This window comes from Chitinophaga sp. ARDCPP14, from assembly GCF_051362515.1.
GTDB lineage: Bacteria > Bacteroidota > Bacteroidia > Chitinophagales > Chitinophagaceae > Chitinophaga.
In genome coordinates this window covers 479177-506048 of sequence record NZ_JBKIXB010000006.1, presented here as the reverse complement: position 1 = coordinate 506048, position 26872 = coordinate 479177, and the positions used below count along the sequence as shown (strand labels likewise).

20 protein-coding genes and 1 tRNA gene are annotated in these 26872 nt (G+C 46.0%); 8 read left to right on the top strand and 13 right to left on the bottom strand.

Going from position 1 to position 26872, the window contains the following annotated elements; genetic code table 11:
* Nucleotides 1–146: 146 nt before the first annotated feature.
* On the bottom strand, nucleotides 147–1478 hold the full coding sequence (locus ACLHR0_RS19465) for a DEAD/DEAH box helicase (RefSeq protein WP_429046545.1): 1332 nt from the start codon (nucleotides 1476–1478) through the stop codon (nucleotides 147–149).
* A gap of 29 nt (nucleotides 1479–1507) precedes the next feature.
* Nucleotides 1508–2485 carry a DUF6528 family protein gene (locus tag ACLHR0_RS19460; protein ID WP_436488855.1) on the bottom strand — a complete coding sequence of 326 codons (978 nt, stop codon included), beginning with the start codon at nucleotides 2483–2485 and terminating at the stop codon, nucleotides 1508–1510.
* A gap of 115 nt (nucleotides 2486–2600) precedes the next feature.
* Here ACLHR0_RS19460 and ACLHR0_RS19455 point away from each other — a divergent pair, with 115 nt between their 5' ends.
* Nucleotides 2601–3071, top strand: coding sequence for a hypothetical protein (locus ACLHR0_RS19455; protein WP_370911859.1), 471 nt, complete (start codon nucleotides 2601–2603; stop codon nucleotides 3069–3071).
* Between the two features lie 292 nt (nucleotides 3072–3363).
* Here the strand turns inward: ACLHR0_RS19455 and ACLHR0_RS19450 are convergent, their stop codons facing one another.
* The 5 genes from ACLHR0_RS19450 to ACLHR0_RS19430 form a co-directional block, all read right to left on the bottom strand.
* On the bottom strand, nucleotides 3364–4416 hold the full coding sequence (locus ACLHR0_RS19450; RefSeq protein ID WP_436488852.1) for an SO2930 family diheme c-type cytochrome: 1053 nt from the start codon (nucleotides 4414–4416) through the stop codon (nucleotides 3364–3366).
* Between the two features lie 26 nt (nucleotides 4417–4442).
* The gene (locus ACLHR0_RS19445) at nucleotides 4443–5714 is read right to left on the bottom strand and encodes a parallel beta-helix domain-containing protein (protein ID WP_436488850.1); all 1272 of its coding nucleotides are present in this window, start codon (nucleotides 5712–5714) and stop codon (nucleotides 4443–4445) included.
* Between the two features lie 26 nt (nucleotides 5715–5740).
* Nucleotides 5741–8491, bottom strand: a complete 2751-nt coding sequence (locus ACLHR0_RS19440) for a TonB-dependent receptor (RefSeq protein WP_436488848.1) — start codon at nucleotides 8489–8491, stop codon at nucleotides 5741–5743.
* Between the two features lie 133 nt (nucleotides 8492–8624).
* Nucleotides 8625–9503 carry a LytTR family DNA-binding domain-containing protein gene (locus ACLHR0_RS19435; protein WP_436488846.1) on the bottom strand — a complete coding sequence of 293 codons (879 nt, stop codon included), beginning with the start codon at nucleotides 9501–9503 and terminating at the stop codon, nucleotides 8625–8627.
* Between the two features lie 66 nt (nucleotides 9504–9569).
* A complete protein-coding gene (locus tag ACLHR0_RS19430) occupies nucleotides 9570–10085 on the bottom strand; it encodes a hypothetical protein (protein ID WP_436488844.1) in 516 nt (171 codons plus the stop codon).
* Between the two features lie 206 nt (nucleotides 10086–10291).
* On the opposite strand from ACLHR0_RS19430, the gene ACLHR0_RS19425 reads away from it, so the two are divergent.
* Nucleotides 10292–10717, top strand: a complete 426-nt coding sequence (locus tag ACLHR0_RS19425) for an SWIB/MDM2 domain-containing protein (RefSeq protein ID WP_370911853.1) — start codon at nucleotides 10292–10294, stop codon at nucleotides 10715–10717.
* Between the two features lie 89 nt (nucleotides 10718–10806).
* Here the strand turns inward: ACLHR0_RS19425 and ACLHR0_RS19420 are convergent, their stop codons facing one another.
* Nucleotides 10807–12402 carry a Na+/H+ antiporter gene (locus ACLHR0_RS19420; RefSeq protein WP_436488841.1) on the bottom strand — a complete coding sequence of 532 codons (1596 nt, stop codon included), beginning with the start codon at nucleotides 12400–12402 and terminating at the stop codon, nucleotides 10807–10809.
* A 1-nt stretch (nucleotide 12403) separates the two neighbouring features.
* Nucleotides 12404–12964 carry a flavin reductase family protein gene (locus tag ACLHR0_RS19415; protein ID WP_436488839.1) on the bottom strand — a complete coding sequence of 187 codons (561 nt, stop codon included), beginning with the start codon at nucleotides 12962–12964 and terminating at the stop codon, nucleotides 12404–12406.
* A 151-nt stretch (nucleotides 12965–13115) separates the two neighbouring features.
* Between ACLHR0_RS19415 and ACLHR0_RS19410 the strand changes: the two genes are divergently transcribed.
* Entirely contained in the window at nucleotides 13116–15386 is a 2271-nt protein-coding gene (locus ACLHR0_RS19410; RefSeq protein WP_436488837.1) for a M60 family metallopeptidase, read from the top strand.
* A gap of 1 nt (nucleotide 15387) precedes the next feature.
* Here the strand turns inward: ACLHR0_RS19410 and ACLHR0_RS19405 are convergent, their stop codons facing one another.
* From ACLHR0_RS19405 to ACLHR0_RS19390, 4 genes are read right to left on the bottom strand one after another with little or no spacing between them, the layout of a single operon-like run.
* Nucleotides 15388–16257, bottom strand: a complete 870-nt coding sequence (locus ACLHR0_RS19405; protein ID WP_436488835.1) for an AraC family transcriptional regulator — start codon at nucleotides 16255–16257, stop codon at nucleotides 15388–15390.
* Between the two features lie 35 nt (nucleotides 16258–16292).
* Nucleotides 16293–16664, bottom strand: a complete 372-nt coding sequence (locus ACLHR0_RS19400; protein WP_436488833.1) for a hypothetical protein — start codon at nucleotides 16662–16664, stop codon at nucleotides 16293–16295.
* A complete protein-coding gene (locus ACLHR0_RS19395) occupies nucleotides 16661–17284 on the bottom strand; it encodes an SCO family protein (protein ID WP_436488831.1) in 624 nt (207 codons plus the stop codon). The genes ACLHR0_RS19400 and ACLHR0_RS19395 overlap by 4 nt, the downstream gene beginning before the upstream one ends.
* Nucleotides 17284–17574: a YHS domain-containing protein gene (locus tag ACLHR0_RS19390; protein ID WP_436488830.1), complete on the bottom strand. Its 291-nt coding sequence runs from the start codon at nucleotides 17572–17574 to the stop codon at nucleotides 17284–17286. The genes ACLHR0_RS19395 and ACLHR0_RS19390 overlap by 1 nt, the downstream gene beginning before the upstream one ends.
* Nucleotides 17575–17810: 236 nt before the next feature.
* Here ACLHR0_RS19390 and ACLHR0_RS19385 point away from each other — a divergent pair, with 236 nt between their 5' ends.
* From ACLHR0_RS19385 to ACLHR0_RS19365, 5 genes are all read left to right on the top strand, one after another.
* Nucleotides 17811–18344 (top strand): class I SAM-dependent methyltransferase, encoded by a 534-nt coding sequence (locus ACLHR0_RS19385; RefSeq protein WP_436488829.1) that lies wholly within the window; start codon nucleotides 17811–17813, stop codon nucleotides 18342–18344.
* A gap of 44 nt (nucleotides 18345–18388) precedes the next feature.
* Nucleotides 18389–18465 (top strand) — tRNA-Pro (locus ACLHR0_RS19380).
* Nucleotides 18466–19070: 605 nt separating this feature from the next.
* Nucleotides 19071–20498 carry a tyrosine-type recombinase/integrase gene (locus ACLHR0_RS19375; RefSeq protein WP_436488827.1) on the top strand — a complete coding sequence of 476 codons (1428 nt, stop codon included), beginning with the start codon at nucleotides 19071–19073 and terminating at the stop codon, nucleotides 20496–20498.
* Nucleotides 20499–21338: 840 nt separating this feature from the next.
* Nucleotides 21339–22748: a hypothetical protein gene (locus ACLHR0_RS19370; protein WP_436488825.1), complete on the top strand. Its 1410-nt coding sequence runs from the start codon at nucleotides 21339–21341 to the stop codon at nucleotides 22746–22748.
* 44 nt (nucleotides 22749–22792) lie between these two features.
* Entirely contained in the window at nucleotides 22793–26851 is a 4059-nt protein-coding gene (locus ACLHR0_RS19365) for a DUF5977 domain-containing protein (RefSeq protein WP_436488823.1), read from the top strand.
* Nucleotides 26852–26872 lie beyond the last annotated feature (21 nt).

Sequence of the window (26872 nt, the reverse complement as noted above, 5' to 3'; positions counted from 1 at the left end):
TTTACACAATAACTTCTGGTGCGTAAACACTTACAACTTCCCTTTTTTTCAACTGCAAATTGTGGATAAAACCATCCTTAAAGCCTAAAATGAAAAAGCTGCCTCATTTATTTATGAGACAGCTTCTCTTTAAATTACTTATATCCCTATCTCGCTATATCAATCTTCACTTTCTTATTCTTGATCTTCTCATTTTTAATCATCTCCAGCGTATTCTGCACTTTCGATTTCACCACTGCTACAAAGGAGAAGAAGTCTTTCACTTCAATTAAACCGATATCTTCTTTCTTCAAATGCGCCTGTTTAGACAGGAATCCCACGATATCCACTTTATTCACTTTATGTTTTTTGCCGGCGGCAATAAAAATAGTCGTCCATTTCGGTTTGTCCGGGATGGTGGAGGTAGCGGGCAGTTCAATGTCTTCTACCACTTCATCCGCGAGGTAAGGCATCCGTTTTTCATCGGGTGACAGGATGAGGATGGCGGTACCACTGGCTTCCATTCTGGCAGTACGGCCGTTGCGGTGCGTCCAGCTGTCTTCTGTATGTGGCAGATGGAAATGCACGATATAACGGATATTCGGAATATCAAGACCGCGGGCTGCCAGGTCGGTGGTTACCAACACATTTACAGACCCATTGCGGAACTTGCAGAGGGCGGCATCCCGTTCCTGCTGCTCCATAGCGCCATGATAGAAGGTATTGATAATACTTTTTTCAGACAGCATTTTACTGGTGCGCTCCACCGCTTCGCGGTGATTGCAGAACACAATGGTAGAGCGGTTGCCCAGGTAGCAGATAAGACGGAAAAGGGTTTCTACCTTGTCATTTTCCGGCGACAGCACTTCCTTGATTGTTAAACGGGCAGCAGGCGTGCCTTCTTCCGGGAGGAAGTCCAGCTTTTCCGGTTTGTCCAGCGCCAGGAAATCAGGGATGTCCACTGATTCTGTAGCGGAAGTCAGTATCCGTTTTTTGATATTGGGAAGCGATTCAATAATGAAAGACACTTCCTCCTGGAATCCCAGTTCCAGGGTTTTATCAAATTCGTCGAGTACCAGCGTTTCAATAGCTGCCGTAGTGATATTTTCCCTGCGGATGTGGTCTCCCAGTCGGCCGGGGGTACCTACTATCACTGCTGGTGGCTGTATCAGGTTGTTCTCTTCTGTTTCCCTCAGGTGTCCGCCATAGCAGGCGGTGATCTTATAGCCGGTGCCCATCAGCTTGAACACTTTCTCTATCTGTAAGGCCAGCTCACGGGACGGCACCACAATCAGGGCCTGGGTGTTTTTATTGGCAGGATCGAGATTTTCCAGGATAGGCAGCAGGAATGCCAGCGTTTTACCGGAACCGGTAGCCGATAACAGGATAACATCATTGTGATGCTTGTTTGCGTCCACTGATGCCTGCTGCATTTCATTGAGTGAATCGATCTTTAAATTGGTAAGAATATTACCTAATGAGTATTTTTCTTTTTGCATTGCCGCAAAAGTACGAAGATTAACGGGTTTTACCTGCACAAATGCATCGGATCGCCCACCGGATAGCTGAACGCATTGCGTACTACCCACCTGGCTTTGTAGATCTTCCAGCCTTTATGGATAAACAGCCGCTTCCCTTTGGCGTCGAGCACCTCATCCGTCCACCACGATTCCTTTGGCCGGATCGCAATGGTGGGAAGGCCCTTCCCGGCGGAAGAAACGCTTTTAATATTGTCCTGCAACACATCGGCCTTCGTCAGCTTTTGTGTAATAACATCAAATTTATATACGTTGGTGGTATTCGTCAGCCATAGATTATTTTCACCATATACCGGAAAGAGATCATGTGCCTCCGTTCCCGGCAGGGAAAAAACGGTATCCTGCACCAAATCCGGCGCGTTGCAGTTGAAGTTATACCTGAATGAATGCATATGAGCCCTGGCGGCCGACCACAATCTTTGCTGGCCCGCATCCCACACCACATTATGCCCGAAATCAATGGGTATCTTTTTCGTATATACGTTATCGGGGAAATGAACGGTATCTGTTTTAAACACCATCAGGTAGTTGCCGGTACTGGAAGCGCTCACAATATTGCCATCGGGCAATAACTCGGAGGAATGGGTATTACCGCCTGCATAGGCATAAAAAACCGTTTTCTTATCCGCCACCCTGATCAGCGCCACACCGCCGCCAGAGGCATTCATTAACACATATTCATTGTTATACACCATTTTGGCGTCGCTGGGATTGCTGAACCATTTTACATGCGCCGGCTGCACATTGGAGTTTTCCGGCTTCCATTCCCAGATCACCTCACCGGAAGGCATTGCTGCGATTATAATCCGGTGCTGCGACTGCTCCGCTATCACCATACATTGATTACAGGTCGCCACCGTAACAGCGGTATCGGGATGATTTCCCGCCAGGGCAACACTGCTTTTACAGGAAGTGACAACCGCCAGCAAACAAATCATAGCGGCCAGAAAGGATTCTCTTTTTTTCATTGTTAGTAAGATATATCGCCACATTTGGCTATGGCGCCACATAATTACAATTTTTTCCGTGGAATTAAAAGGCCCCTCTTTCCTTCATTTGCCTCATTTTTCTTACTTTCAATATATGAAAACACCTTACATATTACTGGCGCTTGGTGCAGGCATCTTTGCATCCTGCCAACAACAAGGCCAGCAGCAGCAAACCAACGCTGCCAAAGATTCATTGCCACCCGTGGTGGAAAAAGAAAAATCCAACCATTGCTTCGAAAAGGTCCTCGGCAGGGATACCATCCAGCTCCGGTTAACCATGCACGACAGCGTGGCTACCGGCACCCTGGTATATAATTACTTTGAAAAAGATAAAAATACCGGCGACTTCAACGGCCTTATCAGCAATGGCATCGTCCGCGGAAAATACGTTTTCTTCAGCGAAGGCGTGGAAAGCTCCCGCCAGGTGATCTTCAAAATCTCCGACCACGAAGCATACGAAGCACTACCCGACAGCATCGACCACCAGGGCCTCCCCGTGTTCAACAGCCAGAACGAAGCGCTGAAATTCGACAACATCCCATTGGTGGAAGGAGCGTGCAAATAGAAGGCCTTCGGCCTTCGCGGATTTTGTCTTACTCAGGATTACGCTGATTTTACTGATTTTACTTTTTTGGATTTTTTGGATTTTTATAATGATTTTGGGGAGATATAAGCAAACATATTCCGCTTATATCTCCCCAATATTTTTCAAAAAGTAAAATCAGTAAAATCAGCGTAATCAGCGAGAAAGACCAAGTTCGCTTCTATCTCCCCAAATCCTTTATAAAATCCAAAAGTAAAAATCAAACTAATCAGTAAAATCAGCGTAATCCTGAGTAAGACAACATCCGCGTGCGTTATTTCATTGCCGCAATCCACTGCCGGATCAACGCCACGCCCTCTGTATGCACCACCGTGCGCGCCAGCTCCGGCATAGCCGTACCCGGTTCCACACTGTTCATACGGTAAGCCAGGATGGAGTGCAGCGGGTCGCCGGGAATCACGTCATAATCCAGTCCGCCGGCGCCGCCACCCGCCGAAACGGGCGACTTCATTATGCCGAGATGGTCCGGGGCAGTTTGTTCGTATTCCAGGAATAAGCCGGTATTAAACGCATCGCCGCCTTTGGTGTGGCAGTGCGCACAGTTGACATCAAGATAAGCACGCGCGCGTTCATTCGCGGTGTAGTGAATACTGTCTTTCCAATCGGGCAGCCGTGGCACTTTTTCCAGGGAAGGCATTCCCGTCAGCAAGCCATTGCTGGCCCATTGCTGTAACTGGTTCTGCGTTTGCCCATGACGCACAAAGTTAAGATTGCGCGCTTTAGGACCAATAGGCGTAAGCACGCTGTTATTAATATGGCAACGTTTACAGTCATTGGTGTTGGGCATCTGGTACAGGGTGGACTGCTCACGCCAGTTGTCGTCCAGGAAGGTGATGGGAATCTTTTTTCCCAGTATCCATTTCTCTGCATCCTGCTGATCCTTATTCCACAGGTAGTTCATCACTTTCCATTGCCGGTCTGCCGGATCTTTAAACAGCAGGCGCGTTTCTATCATGATCTTTTCATGCGCCGGATTGGTGTATGCAAAGTTTTTAATGATAAAAGTGGAATCCGGAAAATCCAGGGAACCGTGACCGGTGTAGCCCATCGTTTTTCCTTCCGGCAATACAATAAAGCGGTCTTTTACGGCGTAGTCGGTGAACAACGGTGTAGCCAGTTCATAATTCACGATGCCTTTACGCGGCTGTAATGCCTTGAGTGCACCGGTAAAAAATCCATACTCAGATAATTTTTGTTTAAACTGGAACGGACCGGCTGTTGCAGCAGGCGACGGCCGTTGCTGACAACTCTGCGTGGCGGCGATCCATAAAATTAAACACATCACAAATAAACAAGACTTCCTCATCTCCCTTAAAAAATTTAATAAAAACACTATTTACATACATAAGGCGTAACATCGGTACTGGGCTTCCAGTTTTTCGACATCATGTTCATGGCATCCACATTTACAAATAAGTTGGGACCCTTTTGCTGTATACAAAGCGAATCGGGATTCACCGCTGTACCTTTTGTGAGGATGTTGGTGGTAATACCATCGTAGGTAATGAAAGGCAGGCGGGCATTTTTACGCGCCGGATCATCTGCATTTAATTTCTGTTCTATACCCACCAGAATTTTCCCGGTATGATGCTCGTATACTGCCGGCGGAAAAGCGGCGCCCACTTCCATAATGTTATCATGTATATGCACATTGCGGGGGATCGGGAAATAGTGATCGTTGATTTTTGAACCGGCTTTTTCATCAATAAAAAATCCTGATACCACTGAAATAGCGCTGGAGTTATTATTGATGATGCGATTGTTGTACAGCTCTATATCAGATGCGGCGAGGATCACCACGCCACTGCCGGGAGCAGCATTGCCCACGCCCCAGGTGGAACCGAAGCTGCCGGATTTGGCAAAATTCTTTTCGTTATTGTCGTGCATGTAGTTGTTGTATGCCTTTACAAAGCCACCGCGCTTCGACAGGTCGGGCAGGTCAAAAATGAGGAAGCCGGCAGTATTGCCCCAAAACTCATTATCATATACCTGTGCATTGGAAGTATTTTCTATTTCGCAGCCGGCCACATTTTTAAAGGCTTTGCATTTACGCACGATGGCGCTGTCGGTTTGCCCTACGTAGATGCCGGCATCGGAAGCGCCCTGGGCATAGCAGTTTTCCACCAGCACATTTTTACACATCACCGGGTAAATGGCATACCCGCCGCTGGTGGAATCGGATACCGACCAGATCGCATGCACATTGGTGACTACCACTTTCTCGCTTTTATTGATCTTGATCAGGTCTCCTTTGGAGTCGCGCAGGGTAAGGCCGTCGATGGTAAATCCTTTTACATCGGTTACCCGGATGCCTTCCCCACCCTGGCTTTGGGCCGAAAAGTCGAAGATCGTTTTATCCGGACCGGCGCCCTGGATCAGGATATGATTTACCTGGGCGATACTGAGGTTATCAAACTTATAAGTCCCTTCTTTTAAGGTGATACTGCTGCTGTCTGTCAGCGACAGAAAGGCTTCCGCAATTTTTGTTTCCTCACCGGGACCAAACTGAAGCCGGGTGCTATAACCGCTCTTCTCCTGAACTTCCGGACCCTGGCAGGCTGCCAGCAGGGCAATCAATAACAAACAGATAGGATATCGTTTCATACTTGGAAATATTTATTTTAAATAAATCAGAAAACATTGTAAGCGAAGGTGACGTAGTACATACCACCGATGGCCGGGCTGCCGAAGCCATTTCTGTAATAGGTATTGGTGAGATTTACCCCACCCAGTTTAATCGTGGAATGCGCCTGCAGGAGCCGGTAACTCACCTGTGCATCAATGACTGCCGAGGCGGGTACCGTACCGCTGCCAAAACCAATCTGGTAGAAATAGGCCGGTCTGTAACGGAAGGTAGTATTAAATGAGAATTTTTCCTTCTTACCAAAGCCGGTATTTCCAAAATCGATGTTGAATTTATAGTTGGGCGTGTTAAAATTATTCACCTGGCTGTTGTTCCTGTTTTTCAGGAAATCGGACGAGAAATTCACCTTTGCCAGGAAGTGATGTGATAAGTCCACGCTCACGCTGGCGGCGTAGCCATAGGTATTTACCTTTTCCGCGCCGTTATACGCAATATTATACTGGATATAAGTGCTGTGATCCAGGAAGGCGTTGGGATCTGCCGTACCGGGGGTATTGGCCACATTTACATAGCCAATGAAATTTTTCCAGGTAGAATAATAACCCAGCACGTCTATCAGCACCCTGCCGGCGATGAGGGACGAGTAACCTAACTCGAACGCATCTACGGACTGCGGTTTGATATCATTCAAAGCAAACTGTTTCAGGTCGGCGGGATTCTTTGTGCGCTGGAATGAATCCACGCTTTCCAGCGTATAGGCCGGGTATTTATTAAACTGGTATACGCCGTTGAGCAGCCTGTCGGACCCGCCGGAGGCGAAGCTGTTGTAATCGATCGGGGTGCTTTGGAGCGACTGGATATTGGAAGGGAAGCTATACGCATTCTGGTAAGAAAAACGGATGAAACTTTCCTTGTTCACTTCCAGTACCGCAGATACCCTGGTGGTAATACGCGGTTTGGCGAACAACGTATTTTTATCATACCGGAAAGCAGCAGCCAGGCTCAGTTTTTCGCGGATCACTTTTTTGGTAAGATGAGCGTAAGCACTGTATTCCGCTACATCAATAGGTCCTTCGTTATCCGGGAACAGCGTGCCTTTGGAGTCGAGCCGGTACAGGCGGTAGTTTAACCCGGCAATCAGCTCCGCAAATTTTACCAGGTGTGTAAAATTATACTGGGTTTCTGCATTAAAGAGGCGGCTTTTATCGGTAAACAGGGTCCCCCCTTTGGAGGTGGGAATGTTGGAGATACTGTCTTTCAGGTGCAGGAACTGTGTGCTGCCGGCGTCGGGCCGGCCCTGGTCGGCGAATGCCCTGGCCAGGTTGCTGGCATCAATATAACTTTTACCCTGCGACATAGCTTCCAGCAATGCGCTGGTATATTGCGGGTACCAGCCATCGCCGGTATTACCGTCGTAGCTGGGCTTCCAGGCTTCGTTGATCAGCTGCGCCGTGGGCATGGCTATAATAGTACGACCAGAATTTTCGCGGGAAGTGTAGGCTCTCACAAACCAGTGCTCCGCTTTTAATTCGGCGCGGTATTGTCCCAGGTGGAAGTTGGTGAGTGCGTAGCGGGTATCATTGCTGTATACCGCGTTGCCTTGTCCGAAGGTACCCGACAGAATGGCTTCCAGCTTCGGTTTGATCTTATAGCGCAGTTCCACATTGGCTTTGAACATTTTGGCGTCGCTGCTCAGGTAGCCGTATTCCGGGTAGCCGGTGCGGGCTACCATATGCCTGCCTTCCGCCAGCATGGGCGAAATGATAGGTTCCAGTTCCGGCACCTGCGCCAGGGCTCCTTCCAGGAAGGGGTTAATGTCTACGGATGTTTTGCTCCCGTAAATATTTACACCGTTATAGTTAGGATCCTGCTGCGGGCCACCGGGACCATTGGCATTAGTGGTATCGTTGGCCATCCAGTCTTTCGCCTGGGTGTATTGCACATTTATTTTAAACGCGAACTTGTCGTTTACTTTTTTGCCCCAGCGCACGGTCCAGTCGTAGTAAGGCGATGGCCCCAGCGGATCATTGGCCTTTCCTTTTTTCACGTGGTTCACGCCTTGTGTGATCTGTGCGCTGAGCCCCTGGTATTTGAACGGGTCTTTGCCGGTCATTACCATAGTGCCGTTGAGGCCGCGGGAGCCGTACAATGCAGACGAGGCGCCGGACAGCACTTCGAGGTTGTCCACGTCCAGCTCCGTAAGACCAATAATAGCGCCGATGGGGAAGTTGAGGCCGGGGGCCTGGTTATCCATACCGTCTACTATCTGGGTGAAGTTGGTATTGCCGCTGGTATTGAAGCCGCGGGTGGTAACGGTGGTGAACAGGAGGCTGGAGGTGGTAACGTCTACTCCTTTGAGGCCCTGCAGCATGTTATAGTAGCTGGGCTGCGGGGAGTTGATGATATCTTTGCTGCTGATCCTTTCAATGGTAACCGGGGATTCTATTTTCTTTTGTACAAACCGGCTGGCAGAAACCACCACTTCTTTGCCCAGTACCGATGCGGGCGACAGCTCAATGCGCTGAAATCCGGGACCGGAAATGATGATTTCTTTTGTTTCAAAGCCTACCGATGACAGTATAAGGGTAACAGGATAATTTTTCCGGGTAGAGAATTTAAAGTTTCCCTGGTCGTTGGTATAGTCCCCGTTCTGTGCTTCCTTCATGGTTACTGAAACAACGGGCACTACTTCCTGGGTAACGCTGTTGCGAACGTTGCCCGAAATCACAATCTGTGCATTAACCGTAAGGCGCGCCCCAAACAGGCAAACCATACTTATGATAATGGATCTTAACATCGGCAGGTGGGATTTAGATGGCTTGGTTGTTTAATTTATCGCCTTGTGGCATAGCGATATTACCAAAATACGCGGACGGAACGCATTGGTACCATTGACTTTGGGGCGAAACCGGGGCTATTGGGGGTAAAAATCAGGGCACGGGGGCGAATCTTTCCTGGAAAGCCGTTAAACAGGTAGCCGATACCGGTACACTGATATCACTGAGACCCTCCAGTTCCAGGTAATGTCCTTTTGTGTTTTTCTTAAAAAGAACCACTTTGGAGATATTCACCAGGTAAGAGCGATGTGCACGCACAAAATTATCGGGCGACAGGTACGACTCCAGTTTTTTCAGGGATGTTCTGACGAGTTCCTTGCTGATGGTATTTCCGGAGAGGTAAAATACCTGCACATAATTATCTTCTGCTTTCATGAGCAGTAACTTGCCAGGGTGCAGGGTGAGCACGGGTTTGTCATGTTCGTCACGGATCAGGATACAGGGATCACCGGCTTTGACCACCTGTTCTTTTTCCAGGCTTTTGAGTTGGGCCATTTTCTCCCTGGTAAAAAACCAGAGCAGCGAAATGCAGTAAGGCAGCGGTAAAATAAGGGCGATATAACGAAGGGTATTGATAAATTCGGCCCAGGTAAGGAAAAATGTATCCGTGAGGGTTACATCCACGATGGTAACCATAACGGCTACGCCCACAATTTCGCCCAGGAACCAGCAGAGGTAGGTGGCATTGGTGAGCTTACGCCGCCATTTTAACCTGGCCAGGCCAAACTGTGTGATGGTCAGCACTACCACTCCACATAAGGTAAAAATGAGGAACAATGCCATCAGGGATAGCGGTTGTCCTTCGTACCACATATTGATATTAAAAGGCAGGAAGATATACATGAACAGGAAGCTGAAAATGCTGCAGAACACGATCAGGGAAATCCTGTTGGCAACGGAATCCAGTAAGGTAAAGCGGGGTTGCTCTGCGGTATACCGGGAAATAAGTGGCAAAGTAGTCAAGCTTTTCATGTAGTGGATGATTTATTTACTTTAATTAAGTTAAGTAAAAAAGCCGGAATCTGTATGCAGTGGCGGTTAAAACCGGGGCTCCTCTCCTGGCTTCAGTTCCTTTCCCCGCTGCTTTTCGGCTGCCGCAAATGCGTCATCGGGCAATGCCCTGAAACCCTTTGGCGCTTTGGAGGCCGGCCCTTTGTAAATGCCGATAAAGGGCTTGGGGAAAGTCCGGCGGGTAACGGGGTCGGTCATACGAAAAAACTGCGGATACCAGCCCTGAACGGGGCTATTGTCCGGCAGTGGTTTTTCAGCCGCCTTATTCCTGTTGGCGAGTATAGCATCCAGGGAGATGTGGCTGATATCGGTGGCCGAAAAGAAATAAACTTTGCGCCCGATCAACCTGCCATTCCGTGCGCCCTTGAAAACACCGGCGTGGTGCCATTCTGTGGAAAATACGCTCAGTTCCTTTGCGGATATTTTGGTGTTGAATTTCTTCGACAGCAAGGCGGCCACTTCGCCCGCCTTTAATAACCCTTTCTCTTCGGCATCCTGGTAATTTTCAGATTTTCCCTGCCGCAGGTAATCACTCCTTTTCATGGTGGAAAGATACAATTAAGTGCTATAAAAGCAGGCCTGTATTGCTAAAGACCTGCAATTGCCTCATAACCCGCTGCTCCGGATCCAATGCCGGCGGGAAATTGATATGGTGAATAATGCGTTTTCCAGGCAAACTGGCATATGTGTTGATGTTAGGGGGCGTATGTCCTCCAGGGACTGCATCATATCATCTTAAAACCAGAAAAATGGCAAACAAAAGTACTACCGGCAAGAAAGCGGCTGCTGCAAAAGCACCGGCAAAGAAAGCAGCAACAAAGGCACCTGCGGCAAAAGCACCTGCAGCAAAAGCGCCTGCTAAAAAGGCTGCTGCAGCCAAGCCAGCCGCCACCAAACCAGCTGCCGCCAAAAAAGCAGCAGGCGCATCTGCCGGTTCCGGGCTTAAAAAACCACTCGCACCCTCTGCAGAACTGGCCGCTGTTATTGGTACCACCCCATTGCCAAGAACGGAGATCGTAAAAAAAGTATGGGATTATATTAAGAAGCACAATCTGCAGGATACTGCCAACAAACGCATGATCAACGCAGATGATAAACTGAATAAATTATTTGGCGGGAAGAAGCAGATCTCCATGTTTGACCTGGCCAAAGTGATCAGCGTTCATGTGAAGTAAATACCGGGCAATATAACGTTAACCGGCAATGAGAGGGCGCCTCCGGAGCAATACCGGAAGCACCCTGTTGTTATTTTATGCCCCCAGGTTCAGGAAGCAGGTTCATATTTCATTCTCAGGATCTCCTCTTCAATATCCACCAGCTCATGATATTTCCGGATCAGCTCGTGCGCTGTAGCCGGGTCCTTGTTTAGTTCGTGCAATACCTGGCGCTGGTGATCCAGCATCTTCACATAAACTTTCTTATATAACAGGTGGTCCAATCCTTCAATCTTATTGTGCATGGACACGGTTTTGCGAAGCTCCAGGTCTTCCCGCAGCTGCTTCAGCGCCGGATTTGCCTTTACCTCTTCCGGATATTGGGTATCCAGGAAGCGGATGCTTCCTTCCAGTAGCCGGTCGCGGATAATCCGCTCCTGCTCTTCTGCAGGGATTTGTTTATCGGGATCTTCCATATTTACCCATCTGATCACCAGCGGCAGGGTGAGCCCCTGCGCCACCAGCGTAAGCAGGATCACCGTAAAAGTGATAAACAGGATCAGGTTGCGCTGAGGGAAAAGCGCGCCATTATCCATATACACTGGGATCGACAACGCCGCGGCGAGTGATACCACTCCCCTCATGCCCGCCCAGCCGATAATAACCGGACCTTTCCAACCCGGCCGGCTGTCGGCCGTGGTGATATACCTGCTGATAAATACCGTGAACACGGAGGCGCCCATCGTACAAAGCAGGCGGGTTACCACCAACACGCCGGTGATAATTACACCGTATTTTATGGCATCCCAAAGACTTACCGTACCCAGTTCCTTAATGATTACCGGCAGTTCCAGCCCGATCAGCATAAACACCAGCCCGTTCAGCATAAATCCAATCGTAGCCCATACATTGGCGCCATGCAACCGGCTCCGGTAACTGAGTATATGCTGGCTCCGGGAAGAGAGGAACAATCCCCCGCTCACCACCGCCAGTACACCTGACCCGTGGAAATATTCCGCTGTGATGTACATTACATAGGGCGCCGTCAGGGTCAGGATCACATCCATTTCCGTACCGGTAGGCAGCCAGCGGTGAATGGCATAATATATCAACGCCACCAGCAAACCAATGGCAATACCCATCACAATGGCCACCACAAAGCTCGCTGCCGCTTCATGCAACACAAACACCCCGCTGATCACGGCCGTTTTGGCAAAGCTGAATACAATCAAACTCGACGCATCGTTCATCAGGCTTTCCCCTTCCAGGATCGCAGAGATCCTTTTGGGCACCTTCACATATTTCAGGATGGTAGTGGCAGATACCGCGTCTGGCGGGGATACAATGCCGCCCAGCACAAATCCCAGTGCCAGTGAAAATCCCGGGATCAACGCATGGGATACCACGGCGACCACACCGGAAGTAACAATCACGATTAAAAAAGCAAAAATAGAGATCACCCGCCGCCATCGCCAAAGCTCCTTCCACGAAGTATACCACGCCGCTTCATATAACAGTGGCGGCAGGAAAATGAGCAGGATCAGCTCCGGGTTAATTTCAATGGTAGGGAAAAGCCGCAGCATGCTGAGGCACAGTCCACCCACCACAAGGATGATCGGGTACGCAATTTTCAATTTCTGCGCAATCATCACCAGCAACAAAATAAAAAAGATCAGTAAAATGTGTTGGATAACGGTAGTGAGCATACTATAGATTCTGGTTCTTAAATTTCGCTCTCAAGTTAATGTGTTTTCCTGACACCATAAAGATGCCCCCTCCCCTGTAATGCACCGTTTTCGGATATTTCGGATAAACAGCCGCGCGGGCGCTCACCACTTCCAGGATAAAGAAATTGTATCCTTTCAGCAATTGGGTATCGGCTACCTTACATTCGTAGTTGGCATAACATTCCTTTATCAGCGGCGCTTTCACGATGTTTCCCGTTTCCTCCGTGAGATCGAATTTCCGGAACTTATCCAAATGGGCGCCGGTACTATTTCCGATCCCAACGATCTCCTCTACCAGGTTCACCGTAGGAATATTGATCACGCACTCCCCGCTTTTCCGGATCATCTCATAACTGTGGTTCTCCGCCGTGATCATGCATCCCACCAGCGAAGGGGAAAACTCCATCACCGTATGCCACCCCATGGTCATGATGTTGGTGTTGTTTTTCCAGCGGGAACTGACCAGCACAATCGGACCGGGTTCCAGGAATCTGCGGATCTCCGCTACCGGGAGATCTGCTTTTTTGTAAGCTCTTCTCATAATAGGGTTGTTTGAGTACAGGACTGCAATAATCATACACATTGCCCCGGAATAAGGTTAATCCTATCAAGCAAAGGAAGATCTCTGCGGCTGTTTTTATTCTTATTAAATTGGCAGACCAGCGTATCATTAAACCCATCCCTGTTAATTCATGACATCAATCAACACTGTTGCCGGAAAGACTGCTATCTGCCTGATTTTTAGCGGCATTCTTCTCTCCCATCATTCGTTATCCGCACAATCGGGCGACCAGCAACGCCTGCTGGATCATGTTCAACAGATAGCGATGCCGCCGGCGCCGGATAATGCCACTTTCACCATCCCCCTAAATGAAAAACCCACCATTATTGCCACCGCAACCGAAAAAGATACAAAGCAGCACCTGCCTGTTATCATGGCCTCCCGGCTGGATAAAGGCAGGATACTGATTATAGGGTCCGACAAATATTTTAAAAAGCCCCTGTTAGATGACAGGAACGTACAGCAACTGCTGCGCAATGCTATCGCATGGGCAGGCAACAAAAGCGGCAGCGTACAGGTATGGGGCGGTAACAGCGATCTTCCACCGTTCTTACATTTCCTGAAAAAATACAACACCATCACTGATACCGTTAACATTGCACCTGCCGCCGGCATTATTATCCTTACACAGGATGTTACCGATACCGTTAAAAGAAATAACCTGGAAGCATTTGTAAGAAAAGGAGGCGCCTTGATATTTGGTTCTCCCGCTACTGACATTTTAAGCCAGCAAAAAACCAGTTATTTTGAAATGGGCTTAAACCAGCTTTTCAGGAAAGCCGGGATGTATCACGTAACCGCCACGCTAAAACCGGAAGATAGAAAAGAGGGATTAACGATCCGCTCCATTCCTCCCTATGTGCACATTTCTTCGTTAATGGCCGCATTTAAAGATACGCTGTTTATACCCGCCGCTGCTGACGCCGACAGCTACGCCAGCACCATAGCCAACTATTTATTTAATAATCCCGATACCACTGCTATATCAAATAAAATCAGGTCAACGTTTGCAAACCGGCAGGCGCCCGTCATTCCATCTCCCACACACCCGCTCTGGAAAACTGATGTAAAAAACCGGTTCATCTACAATGTTCAAAATTACCTGGCCACACAACACCAGCAAGGGCATACCGACACAGGGTACATCCATCCTGCCAGCAGCCTGTTTCCCGGGGAAGTGAGTAAAACGGCTCCGAGAGTGAATGAGCCGGTAGCTATACCTATAAAGGCAGGCGCCCAGGGGTTGTTGGAACCCGATGGTGTGTTTTACCGGTGGCACAGCACCGGTTTATACGTGGCAGCGGGCGATACGGTGACGATTACCATTTCCCCCGACTGCATTCCACAACAGCTGAAAGCACAGATAGGCGTGCATGAGGACAACCTAAGCCATATGGATTATTATGTGCGTCATACTGATGACCTCACAAAAACGTTTGAACTCGACCAACCGGCGACCACCATCTTTTCCCCGTTTGGAGGGCTGTTGATGATCAAAGTGCCCGACACCACTTCACTGAAAACACTTCATATACAGGTAAACGGGGCGGTTAAAAGTCCGTACTTCAAATTGGGCGTTACCAGTTTAGCCGACTGGCAACATACCATCCGCAACTACCCGGGGCCGTGGGCCGAACTGGCTACTGATAAAATTGTGCTTACTGTTCCTTCGTATCGCATCCGTAAACTGGACGACCCTGAAAAGCTGATGAAATTCTGGGATGAAGTGATGGATGCCGATGCCCGGCTGGCAGCTATTTCGGCCGACAGGATTCACCCGGAAAGGATTATCATCGATCAACAGGTAGCCTTTGGTTATATGTATACGGCGCCACATAAAATTATGGCGCCCGATGATGAAAGTTGCGCCCTGATGCTGGATGAAGCGCAGCTGCGGGCAAAAGGCTCCTGGGGACATTTTCATGAACTGGGCCATCGTCACCAGTTCTGGGGCATTGATTTCGATGGCCTTGGTGAGGTAACGGTAAACCTGTACACCATGTATGTATATGACCAGGTGCTGCATAAAGGGCTTTATAATCATGAAAACATAGCCAGCAGGCAGGCGGTTATCGATGCTGTAAAGAGCTATATGAAAGGGCAGCCCGGTTTTGATAAATTCCGCGAAGATCCGTTTCTCGCTTTAAAAATGTACATCGAAATAATTGAACATTTCGGGTGGCAGCCTATTGCTGACGTCTTCAAAAAATACCGCGCTTTACCTGCCGCGCAATACCCGGTATCAGAAGCAGATAAAAGGGATTACTGGTTTAGGTGTATCAGCACCGCCACGCAAAAAGATCTTTCCCTCTTTTTTGACAAGTGGCAGGTGCCTGTTACGGAAGCAGCCAAGAAGTCCGTCAGCAGCTATCCTTCGTGGCTGCCCGAGGAGCTTCAATAAATTACCGGTGACTTTTCCTGAAGCTTTCGGGCGTCATGCCGGCATTTTTACCAAAGAAGGTCACGAAATAAGAAGCGCTTTCAAATGCAAGTTCCTTGGCTACTTCGGCCACCGACAACCCGGTGTAATGCAGCAGGCGCTGGGCTTCCAGCGTAATCCTTTTGCGGATCAGCTCTCCGCTGGACAGCCCATTATATTCCCTGCACAGTTTATTCAGGTAGTTGGTCGTGATATTTAATTGCCCCGCATAAAAAGAAGGCGTTTTATGTTGCACGAAATGCTCTTCGAGCAGCAGCTTGAACTGACGCATTTTTTCTTCTTTGTTGTGCTTCCGCTCTATCCCCGTGGGGGGATTGAAGTGGCGGTCGAGGTTACAAAGCAGGATATTCAGATACGACCGCAGCACATTAGCGGCGCCTTTATGCCGGCCGTAAAATTCCTGGTGCATAAACCGGGTGATCTGGTTCCACTCTGCTGTTTTGTTTTCTTCCAGGCATATTTCGTGAATGCTTTCCTTATTCAGGAAAGAAAAGTTGAGCAGTACATTATTGTTATATCTCAGGGAGAAAAAACTTTCTGTAAAGCAAATAACGTTACCGCGGGCGGCACGGTTGATATGTATGCTGCATATGCTGCCAGGTTTTACACAAATGATTTTCGGATGATCCAGCCGGATAACAGCGCCGTCAATTACCGCCGTGCCCTGTGCGCTTTCAATGCACAGCAGCATGTAGAACATTTGCCTGTGGGGCTGTTCCAGCAAAGGGTACTTATCGGGTATACATCCGAGGCTGCCTATCCAGAAAAAATCATTACCGGTGTCAAACATGTCAGCAGATAACACAGCTATTTCGCTGGATTTCATACTCATGTAGTAGCTTAATGATGTGAACGTAACAGGAGAAATTACGCTGTAGCAGCGGGAGGCCGGAATACCTGCCTGATGAGGCTTTGCGGGGAATACGGCGACTTATAGCCACGAAAGGTAATAAGGCTTTCAGTAGAAACAGGTTTTGCCGGGGCAGGATCATACTGCTGGCAAAACAGGATAATTTCTTTCAGGCGTGTATTGACCGTATTTTCGGGTTTATCGTTTTCTTTTATTTTCCTGTCCAGGAAGCAGGCGCCTTTACAAACCGGGATGAGGTCGAACCGGTTAATACAAAGTTCGGAGGCGATATAGTTCCTGTTAAGATAAAATGCGGCTACTATCCAGCAGTTACCGGTGCTTTGTAAAAGCACGATACACAGAAGCCATATGGATAGTATTTTCTTCAATTTTCTTTTAGTAAGATGTTAATATCGTTTATCAGCCGGGTTGTTTCCCGTGGGTCAGTACCGTTATATACCCCGCGTATGTGCCGGGCTTTATCCACCAGCAGCAGTCCGCCGCTGTGCACATAGCCCCCGGGGGCAGAGCTGTCTTTATACGCCGTAGAAAAATATCCTTTTTCAGCGAGGCGGTAAATGGTATCCTGGCTACCGGTAACAAACCGCCATTTGGGGCTGGTTACTTCCAGGCTGGCGGCATATGCTTTCAGCCGGGGAATGGAATCGTCTTCCGGGTCAATGGTGTGTGACAGGAAAAAAATGCCGTCGTTTGCTTTAAAGGTGTTATACACCTTCTTCATCTCCACGGTCATCTTCGGGCATATGTTCGGGCAGGATAAAAAGATAAAATCCGCCACATAGATCTTCCCTTCAAATGACTGTTCATTTACCGGGAGGCTGTCCTGGTCCCTAAACGAAAAAGGCGGAACAACGGGGTACGTGGTGTCGTATACTGTTTTCCCGTTATCCTGACGCGCTGTTACCCCCGGCTCACCCAGTATGGGCAGCTTTTTCGCCGGCGATGCACATCCGGCTACCAGTAAAGTGATCAGGAGTATCTTCTTCATTATTTCATGACAAGGGTGTAAGCTGCGGGTTTTAACAGGAAGCTGTCTTTGCAGGCGGAGGAGCAAAATCCGAGAACAGCACCCTGGTAATGGGCGGTGTCGTAAATCCCTGCCTTGATGGGCATTCTGCACACGGGGTCTCTCCGGTTAGCCACCAGCGCGGTGTCGTATTGCATTTCCCCGGGGGCCACGGCCATTGCAGAGTCGCCCTGATGCTGGCTTTCATGGCCGGTATTGCCAGCGCAGGCGGCGAGTGCAGTTATTAAAAATAATCCTATATAAGCCTTCATGCCTGTTTTATTTTTCATTATCAGCCGCAAAAATAGGGATTAAAATAAAGGGAGGGGTAAAATGAACGGGACAATAGTTTAGAAAAAAGGTAACTGGTAAGGGAGGCTGTGGCCGGTTCCATTTGGAGATAAGCCATAGATAAGCCGTACCTATCAAATACGGCTTATCCTTGTTTTAACTTAGGGTTTAGTATGGGATTTACGAACCTGGTTCCTTCCTTGTACCTTTATGAGCTATGGATATAAGAGATGCTATTGCGCTGATAAAACATCCCCCGGTTACTGCCAGGACTCAAATGGTTTGGGCGGATCTTGGATGCGGATCAGGGTTATTTACCTATGCCCTGGCTAATCTGCTGGAAACAGGCAGTACTATTTATGCCTGGGATAAAACACCCCCGTCTTTGTCCAGCCAGCCCAATCCGCGCCATGTTACCATCCAACCGGGGCAACTGGATTTTTTGAAAGATGATTTACCCCTATCAGGGCTGGACGGCATCTTAATGGCCAATTCCCTGCACTATGTACCCGGCAAACCGGCCTTTATCGATAAAATAAGTGCACACCTGCAGGAAGACGGTGTATTCCTGATAGTGGAATATGAAACGGCAAAGGCCAATCCCTGGGTACCCTACCCCGTGCCATTTCAGACTTTAAAAGCATTGTTTCATCGGGCAGGATTTACAGTTGCGGTGAAGTTGAACGAAAGACCTTCCCTGTATGGGTCGGGGCATATGTATGCCGCGATGTTCAGGAGAATTTTTGTATGAAAATTTGTTGGATAGGGAAATATTTTTAATTTAGGCCTTCCCATCGGGATGTAGCGCAGCCCGGTAGCGCGCTTCGTTCGGGACGAAGAGGCCGCTGGTTCGAATCCAGTCATCCCGACCAACGGAGTCAAAGCATGAAGTTCAAAGCATTGAATTTCATGCTTTTTTGCTTAAAAACAGGGGCTATTTCCGCGGGAACTAAGTAGTGAACCGACCGCCATTATCGGCGCAAACCCTCTACAGTCGCCCACTTTCAGCGGGATTTGATTTACGAATAATTATTTCAACGTATTTCAAGTCATATAAGCCGTCAAAATAGTATCTCTCCAAGTCATGTTGTTCAATTCATTTATCGCCAGTTTAAACTAAGGCAGTTCCCCGCAAATCCTTAACCAGAAAGCATCTTGCGATCATAGATGTACTAGGTGTTTTTCATTTTATTCTTTGTAGACCAATTAAATCTGCAAAGACTAAAAAAAACATTTAGCCCATTTTATATCAATTCATGTCAACTCGTTGAGGAACTAAGTGGTGAACTTGGTCAGGAACTGACGATACCTTATTTTCGGTTCCCAGAATGGACTTAACTATTTGAATATCAATTAACTAATTGTTTTCCAATTGATATCAAATGATACCATTTTAGACCAGTGGATTCATTTTTCAAGTGTCCCTGTGTGCCAGAAAAGTGCTGTATGATTTTAAAACACTAAAAAATGAAATGACATGGAAAGGCCAAACACACTCGCCGTTTCTTTTAAGGCCCGAGCCGAGAAAGGCAAAGATGGGGTGGCTCCCCTTTATTTGAAGTTAACCGTCAACAAAGTAGTCAGGGAAGTATCCTTAAAGTATTCAGTAGATTTAAAACTATGGAACAGTAGAAAAGGCCGACCGAAACTGATCACCGATGAAATGAGACAGCTCAATACGGAGCTGGAAACAGAAGCCGGCTTAGTTTTGAAGGCCTATAAAGAAATTGAGCGAGAAGGCGATGTGCTGAACGCCGATGCAGTAAAAAACAGATATACCGGCATCAACCAACCAGAAGCAGCTTACACCCTTAAAATTTTAATGAGCGAATACGAAAAAGACCAAAAACCAGACATGGAATGGGGAAGCTGGAAAAACTATGTCACTACCTACCGCTACATTAGTGCATATGTCACCGATCAATACGCCGCAAACGATATACGTGTGTCAAAAATGGACCACGCTTTTATGGCCGGCTTTAAAACCTATATTCGTGAAAACCCACTCATTCCCCATCGCCCTGCAGGTCAAAATGGTTTGGCAAAACATATCGAGCGCGTAAAACGGATGGTAAATTGGGCGCAGCAAAGTGGAAAGCTCGCTGTTAACCGTGTCGAGAAATACCGGGCGCCAAAGAAAAAATATGTGCGTAAATACATTACTGAATTTGAATTACTGGACCTGGAAACTTGCAAGCTCAATGACCCGGTGCAGCAAATGGTACGCGACTTTTTCATTTTCGCAGTCTATACAGGTGTTTCATATGGTGACCTTATGGCGCTAAAACCAATTGACCTGGTCGTGGGTCTGGATGGCCAGCGCTGGATCAGTAACCAGCGCCTGAAATCCGAGAATTACTTTCTAGTGCCCCTCTTACATCAACCGCTTGCTATTATTAAAAAGTATTGGGAAGATGAAAGGTCTATCGAACGGGAAGCGTTGTTTCCTTATATATCTAATTCAAAGCTCAATACTGAACTAAAGATAATAAGTACTGCACGCTGCTATAGCAGACCACTCCGTTTTCATGATGCCCGTCACATGTTTGCTACCTACATTACACTCGCTAAGAATGTACCCATCGAAAGTGTAAGCAAAATGATGGGCCACGCAAAAATTTCGACCACCCAGGTTTATGCCAAAATTGTTGCAGCAAAAGTGAAAGAGGACATGACGATTTTGCAAGCGAGACTCGACCAGCAGCAACCGACTACAGTAAAGCTACTGGAAGTAAGCATGGAGGAAATTATTGCCCGCCATAAGTCTCTTTCTAACAAAACGATTGAGCCTGAGAACCGGCTGTCTGCTGAAACAGTTGACTACCAGACGGAAGAAGCGGAGCAATCATGTACGGTCGAGACACCATCGTTGTCGTATCGAATAAACTATGTTGTATCAAAATAGCCTAAAGACCCGTCGATAAAAATGATCTGCCATAACTAAACCCAATCGTATACAACTAAACAAGAGCAACAAGAGACCGTTCGGTGCTATCAAAACACTGCTTACGGTCTCTTACATTTTTTTAAAACACTAAGATTAGTGCGCCGAAAGTTAACTAAACCTCCTTTTATGATAGTATTAAAACGGTATTAGCAAGACCACAAAACTTTTATCATTGGTTTTAAAAAGTGTTCCTAGCTTCTGCTCAGGATGATGCTGTGGACTATCAGTTTGTGCAGTTTAAAAGAAAAGTGCTAATGATAAAGTGAATTCAAGTTTAGCAGACTTAAAAATAATATTAGTAATGAACCTATTTGCCATCCCATTATTCACTTACAAAAATTCGCCACGCAAATACACTGCGTTTGAGTGAAGTTCATTTGTAATCAAAGCATAGCGTCATAGCTCGTGATTCCGTAATCCTAGAGTATCAAAAGTAATGGTATAGGATAATTGTGTATTTCTAACCCCATGCGATATAGAGGACAAGTTCTAAGGCTCCTAACACGAGCTAAAAATTTCTTCCAGTGCATTTGATTTACTAAAACGTAATTCGCATTTCTTTCCCATTTGCTAAACTAAAGCATTGCAATTCCCTTAAGAAAAGTGGGGTGGCGAGCAGCCCGATTGACAATTTCAAATGTTAATATTGTTGTATAACATAATATTCTATTTGACGTATCTATACGTGTGAAATGTAGGCAGTATTTATACTGAATCTTTAATTCTTACGGTGTCGGGCATACGTAAACTGGCATTTATTTAATTAATTTACCATTGTCATACAATTCCCTAAATCGCATGAAACTCTTAGTTCCCCTAACCTTTGTTCTGGTAATATTATCTGCGAAGACCTGCATTGCTCAAGATACTTCTGAATTGAACATTACAGGTAAAGCCATATCTCACATCAACAAGAAAGTAACCAGAAGCCAAAACCAATTAGTCCGTACATCCGACAAGGCTTTGCGTAAATGGATAGTCCAGGAGCAACAGATTAAGAATAGACTGTACAAATCAGACTCTTCTGCCGCAAAGTCAATGTTTTCCACATCGGTAGATTCCATGAGGCATTTCTCTAGCTTAATGAGCGGAAGGATATCTGGTTCAATTTCCAAGATTGAATATAACAGCTATCTTGATACGCTGAATACTACATTTGCCTTTCTTAAAAACAAAAGTCTCAACACCCGAGATCTGCACAATAAAGCAGGAGGTATAAACTCAGGTTCAGATAATATCAACCAACTAATCGGAAAGCTTGAGTACAGCGAGAAAATTAAGAATTACATACAGGAAAGGAAAAAACTACTGTTGGACCGCCTTGGAGATAATGTTGCATTTGCTGACAATCTTAAACACCTTAAACGACAAGCATATTATTACAGCAAACAGGTTAAAGGAATTACCGAGGCGTTAAAGGATAAACGGAAGGCAGAAGCAAAAGCAATTGAACTGATCCGGAAAATTCCTGCTTACCAGGATTTCCTGGCGAAAAATTCCCAATTAGCCTCCTTATTCAATTTTGGAAGTGCCACTTCTGCTGGATCTGTTGCAGGCCTGCAAACCCGAAGCCAGGTTGAAACACTTTTACAGAATCGTGTTTCGGCAGGCGGACCAAATGCGGTGGGCATGTTGAGCCAACAAATGGATGCTGCACGGTCAAAGATGGACGACCTTAAGAATAAATTTCCCGCATTAAATAGTGCCGACGAAATGCCGGATTTTAAACCAAGTGAAATGAAAACTACACGTTTCTTTCAAAGACTGGAATTTGGGAGCAATGTTCAGTTTCAACGGAGTAATAGATATTTTCCTACTACCGGTGACCTTGCAGGCCAGGCAGCCTATAAGTTTCATAAAAATGGAAGCGCAGGACTGGGCCTTTCATACAAACTGGGCATGGGCACAAGTTCCGATAATATTCGTTTTTCAGGCCAGGGTATGGGCCTGCGTTCCTTTATCGACTGGAAACTGAAGGGAACCTTTTTCCTAAATGGAGGCTATGAGCAGAATTATCAGCCCAATTACTCCGGCTTACCAGACGGTGCTGGCCAGAAGTGGACGCAGAGTGGTTTAGCCGGAATCAGTAAGAAATACAGGATCAACAGCAAGTTGAAAGGTAACATGATGGTCCTCTTTGATTTTCTATATAGTCAGCACATTCCACATACAGACCCCATTAAATTAAGACTTGGCTATAATTTTTAATAAGTTATCAATCTTTATCAAATTATCTACAAAATCAATATACTATGAAGAACAAATGTTATCCCATCCTACTTATTTTAATATCCCTAATTTCAATTACCGCTTCCGGCCAGGTAGACCTGCCAACAGGGAGGGCAAGCTATTCTCTTCCACTTTTTAACTATAGCGATGGAGGCCGCCTAAGCTTTAACATTGCCCTGAATTATACTGGCGGAGGTGGCATTAAGGTTAATCAAATTCCGACAAAGGTTGGCTTAGGTTGGGATCTATTCGCTGGTGGTATGATAGTACGCCGGACTATCGGAGTCCCCGATGATCAGATTGGAGGAACATATGGCGGAATAAGGCAGGGAGATGGCTATTTAGCCCCTAATTCATACCGCGGTGCTCCAATTTCCCTTAAAGCAGGATATATTCCATTGTTTGAATCCACCTTCAATTATCAACCTGATTCTGATGTCTTAAAGGATTTACAACAGGACATTTTTGAGTTTCAATTTGGTGGCAGATCGGGAAGCTTTATAATTTCGGGTAATGGCATGATTCGTCCATTGGATAATTCAAAACTTAAAATCGAAAAAGTAGAATACTTCGGAGCTGGCGAATCAAAGGTAATTACAACGATCGGAAGTTTCATTATTACTGATGAAAGCGGAATACAATATACATTTTCAGAATCTGAGCTTACCAATTTAATTGATAATAAGAATGGACCATATGTTTCATCCCTGGGCTTAAAGATTACATTGCCGAATTACGATGTGAGCGAATATGCTGTTAAAAATACATGGTACCTAAGTGAAATTAAAGATCCAATCTCCGGCAAGAAAATTACTCTGAAATATGATAGCTACGATCTTCAATATCTTATTGGATATGAAGCCGCACTCACCTATACCGTAGCGGACGGGCAAGGTAGTCAGGGTGGACAAAGTATCGTCAATGTATTTTCCGGTACCAAGAAGCGGCTGTCTGAAATTACTTTTCCCGATTATAGAACTAAGGTAAATTTAATTTATAGTGATAGCGACATGGTTGACTTACCCGGCGAAAAGCCCTTAAAACAGATTATCGTAAAGCATGATGATGAGATAATTTCAGGCCATCAGTTTGGATACGAATATTTCTTTAAGGATACCACCAAACCATTTAACTACACTTTTACACCATCAGATTTAAAATTTGCCAGACTTTGCTTGAAGTCTGTCCAGAAAACCGGAAAGTTTAACATCCCAGATGCACCTTATAGTTTCTCCTATTATAATAAAGTTGGAACAGTAACTATGGCTGGAAGAAACCTTAAATGTGGTGACCATTGGGGATATGAAAATGCATTGCCTTTATATTTGGATTACACTAATGGCGACAACGCGGCAGCAAGCGTTAAAATGCTTACGAACTACATTCAACAATACAGGAAGGTTGATCCGAATGGTTCTAGTGTAATAGGCGCCCTAAAAGCAATTCAATTGCCTACTGGTGGTAAACTTCTATATGAGTATGAGAACAATACTGCCCAATTTAATGGATCGGCAGTATTATCAGGGGGTATAAGAGTTCAGCGTACTACATTATATGATATGGTCGACACTACCAAGAAAATTGTAAAAGAATATAGATATGTAAATGCTGATGGTGGTTCTTCTGGTTGGGGATACGAAGTTCCTGTATATCAAGATGTCTCCGATGCCATGATAGTAGTCCCACCATCTCAATCTGGTTATAGACCGGGAAATTTACTTTTTAGCGTAGCCATGTCCCCTATTTTACCTAACCTTTATGCGGCTAATTCCATCGGAAATATGAAGGGCGTTCAAAATATGGTAATGAACCAACTGTTTATTACTATTATAGTTGCCATTATAATTGACATTCTTACCCCACCACCGACAACTAAACAATATCCTTGCACCAATACACAAGAGTTAAGTACTCATAGTACTAAAAATAATTTGCTACCACACCTCTATAAGCGAGTCGAGGTGCTGGAAGGAACCTCAACCAGTAATATTGGAAAAATGGTTTACGATTTTACCAGCCCAGATGATTTCCCGCTAGCGGTACCTACCCAAAGCCAACCATATTCTCCCAAAACCAGATGCCTTCCCTGGGTATATGGTCTGATTAAGAAGGAACAGGAAATTTCCAAAGCAAGTAAAACGCTATCAGAAAAGGTTTACGCTTACGCTCCGCTAACAACTGAAGTTGGAGATAGTAATGTTGTGTGGAAGCCCAGGAACATGCTGATGTGTCCCAATAGTCTTTATCTGGCATTTTCTACATACTATATTACATTTTATTCAGAAATATACAAACCGTTGCTTGGACGTACCGATTTAATTTCTATTGCTGAAAAAAATTACGATAGCATTGGCAACTTTTCTCAAGCCTCAACGACGTATATTAATAATTCAACAAACCTGTTACCTGCTAAAATTAATGTGGTTAATAGCTTGGGGGATACCATTCAAACAAGAACTTATTATCCCCAAGATTATAATGGTGCGAGCCTTCCGGTGCTAAAAGCGTTAACGGATGCCAACTGTATTTCTCTACCAGTGGCACAGGAAACATGGCAGTTAAATCCCACTGGCCAGAAATTGTTAAGTTCCAGCCTTTCGGTATACAAATTCACAGGTGCTCCGGATATTAAAGTTGAACAGATACAATCCCTTGAAACTGATGTTCCAGTAACTGCAGCAGCAGCTGGTAATTTTAATTCAGGTGTGCTAAACCGGACCCCTGCACTCATAAAGAACCAGCAGATAATGAGCTATGACGGCGCCGGTAATATTGTTCATTTGTCAGGTCCTGCAACTGTGGAGACTGGCTATCAGTGGGGAAATGGCGATGAGTTCGGTAATGTTAAGCAGAAAATAACGGCAGAAATTACGAATGCTCATGCAGCTCATGTGGAAAGGTCTGGAACACAAGGAGCTGTTACAAATGCGAAACTAGTACTGACGGACGGAAACGTTAAAACAGCCACATTCACCCTGGCTCAGGCAGGAACCATATTTCTTCAGCTAGATGCGTCCCCAACAGGGTCTTCTTCGATGCTTAGCTATACCCTTTCTGGTGGAAGTCCTGCGATTTCCTATAGCGGAACTTTATGTAATGTGGTAAACTCAGGAAGGATATCAGATAACTTCAACACCTTTAAACTCAATTTCCCAAAAAGTGTATTCTACGCTTCACTTCCTGCAGGGACATACACGCTTACTGGCCTAAAATCTACTTATTCAGGTAGTTGCGACTTCACCTATTCCTATTTTACAGATCCCACTGTTTCGCTTGCATCAGAATTCCTCTACGAGGATTTTGAATCAGGTAATTATACTGGTACAATAGTGCCATACGCAGGCAAAGGCTGTAAAGAAGGTGATTATCCGGTTTCTTTCACGATGCCCAATTCGCGGAGCTATAGAGTGGATTACCGATATTATTTGTCCGGCAAATGGAATTACAATGCCAAGCCATATACTAATGGAATGCTCCTTTCCGACGGAGACGCCATTGACGAAGTGAGAATATATCCAGTAGATGCGGTAATCTCAACTTATACCTATGATCCAATGATAGGATTAACCTCTCAGACTGATGTTAACGGAAATACCGTTTTTAACGAGTATGATTATCTTGGAAGGTTGAGTATTGTACGTGATCAAGATGGAAATATATTAAAACGGATTTGCTATAATTATTTCGGGCAACCTGAAACATGCGGTGGGAAAGCTTATTCCAATACGGCACTTTCCAAGACGTTTACTAAACAAGGATGTGGTTCCGGCTTTATCGCTGGTACGGGAGTTTATAACATTCCTGTCGGAAAATATACCGGCGATGACTCTTTAATGGTAAATGCAATGGCGCAGGAGGACATGAGGGTGAACGGTCAAAACTATATAAATCAGACAACACAATGCACATGCAGTGGTGTTGATAAAAAAGTCATTAATGGCAGCTGTATAACGGGCGTAATTGAATATTTCAATGAACCAATTTCAGGAAATCCCTTCATGTGCAAAGTTGGCTACCGCTACAAATTTCCTGATGGCACTTATGGTCCAAAGACCTATACGGGCGAGGAGCCTTGTAATTAGTTCATTCCAATTTAATGGTAC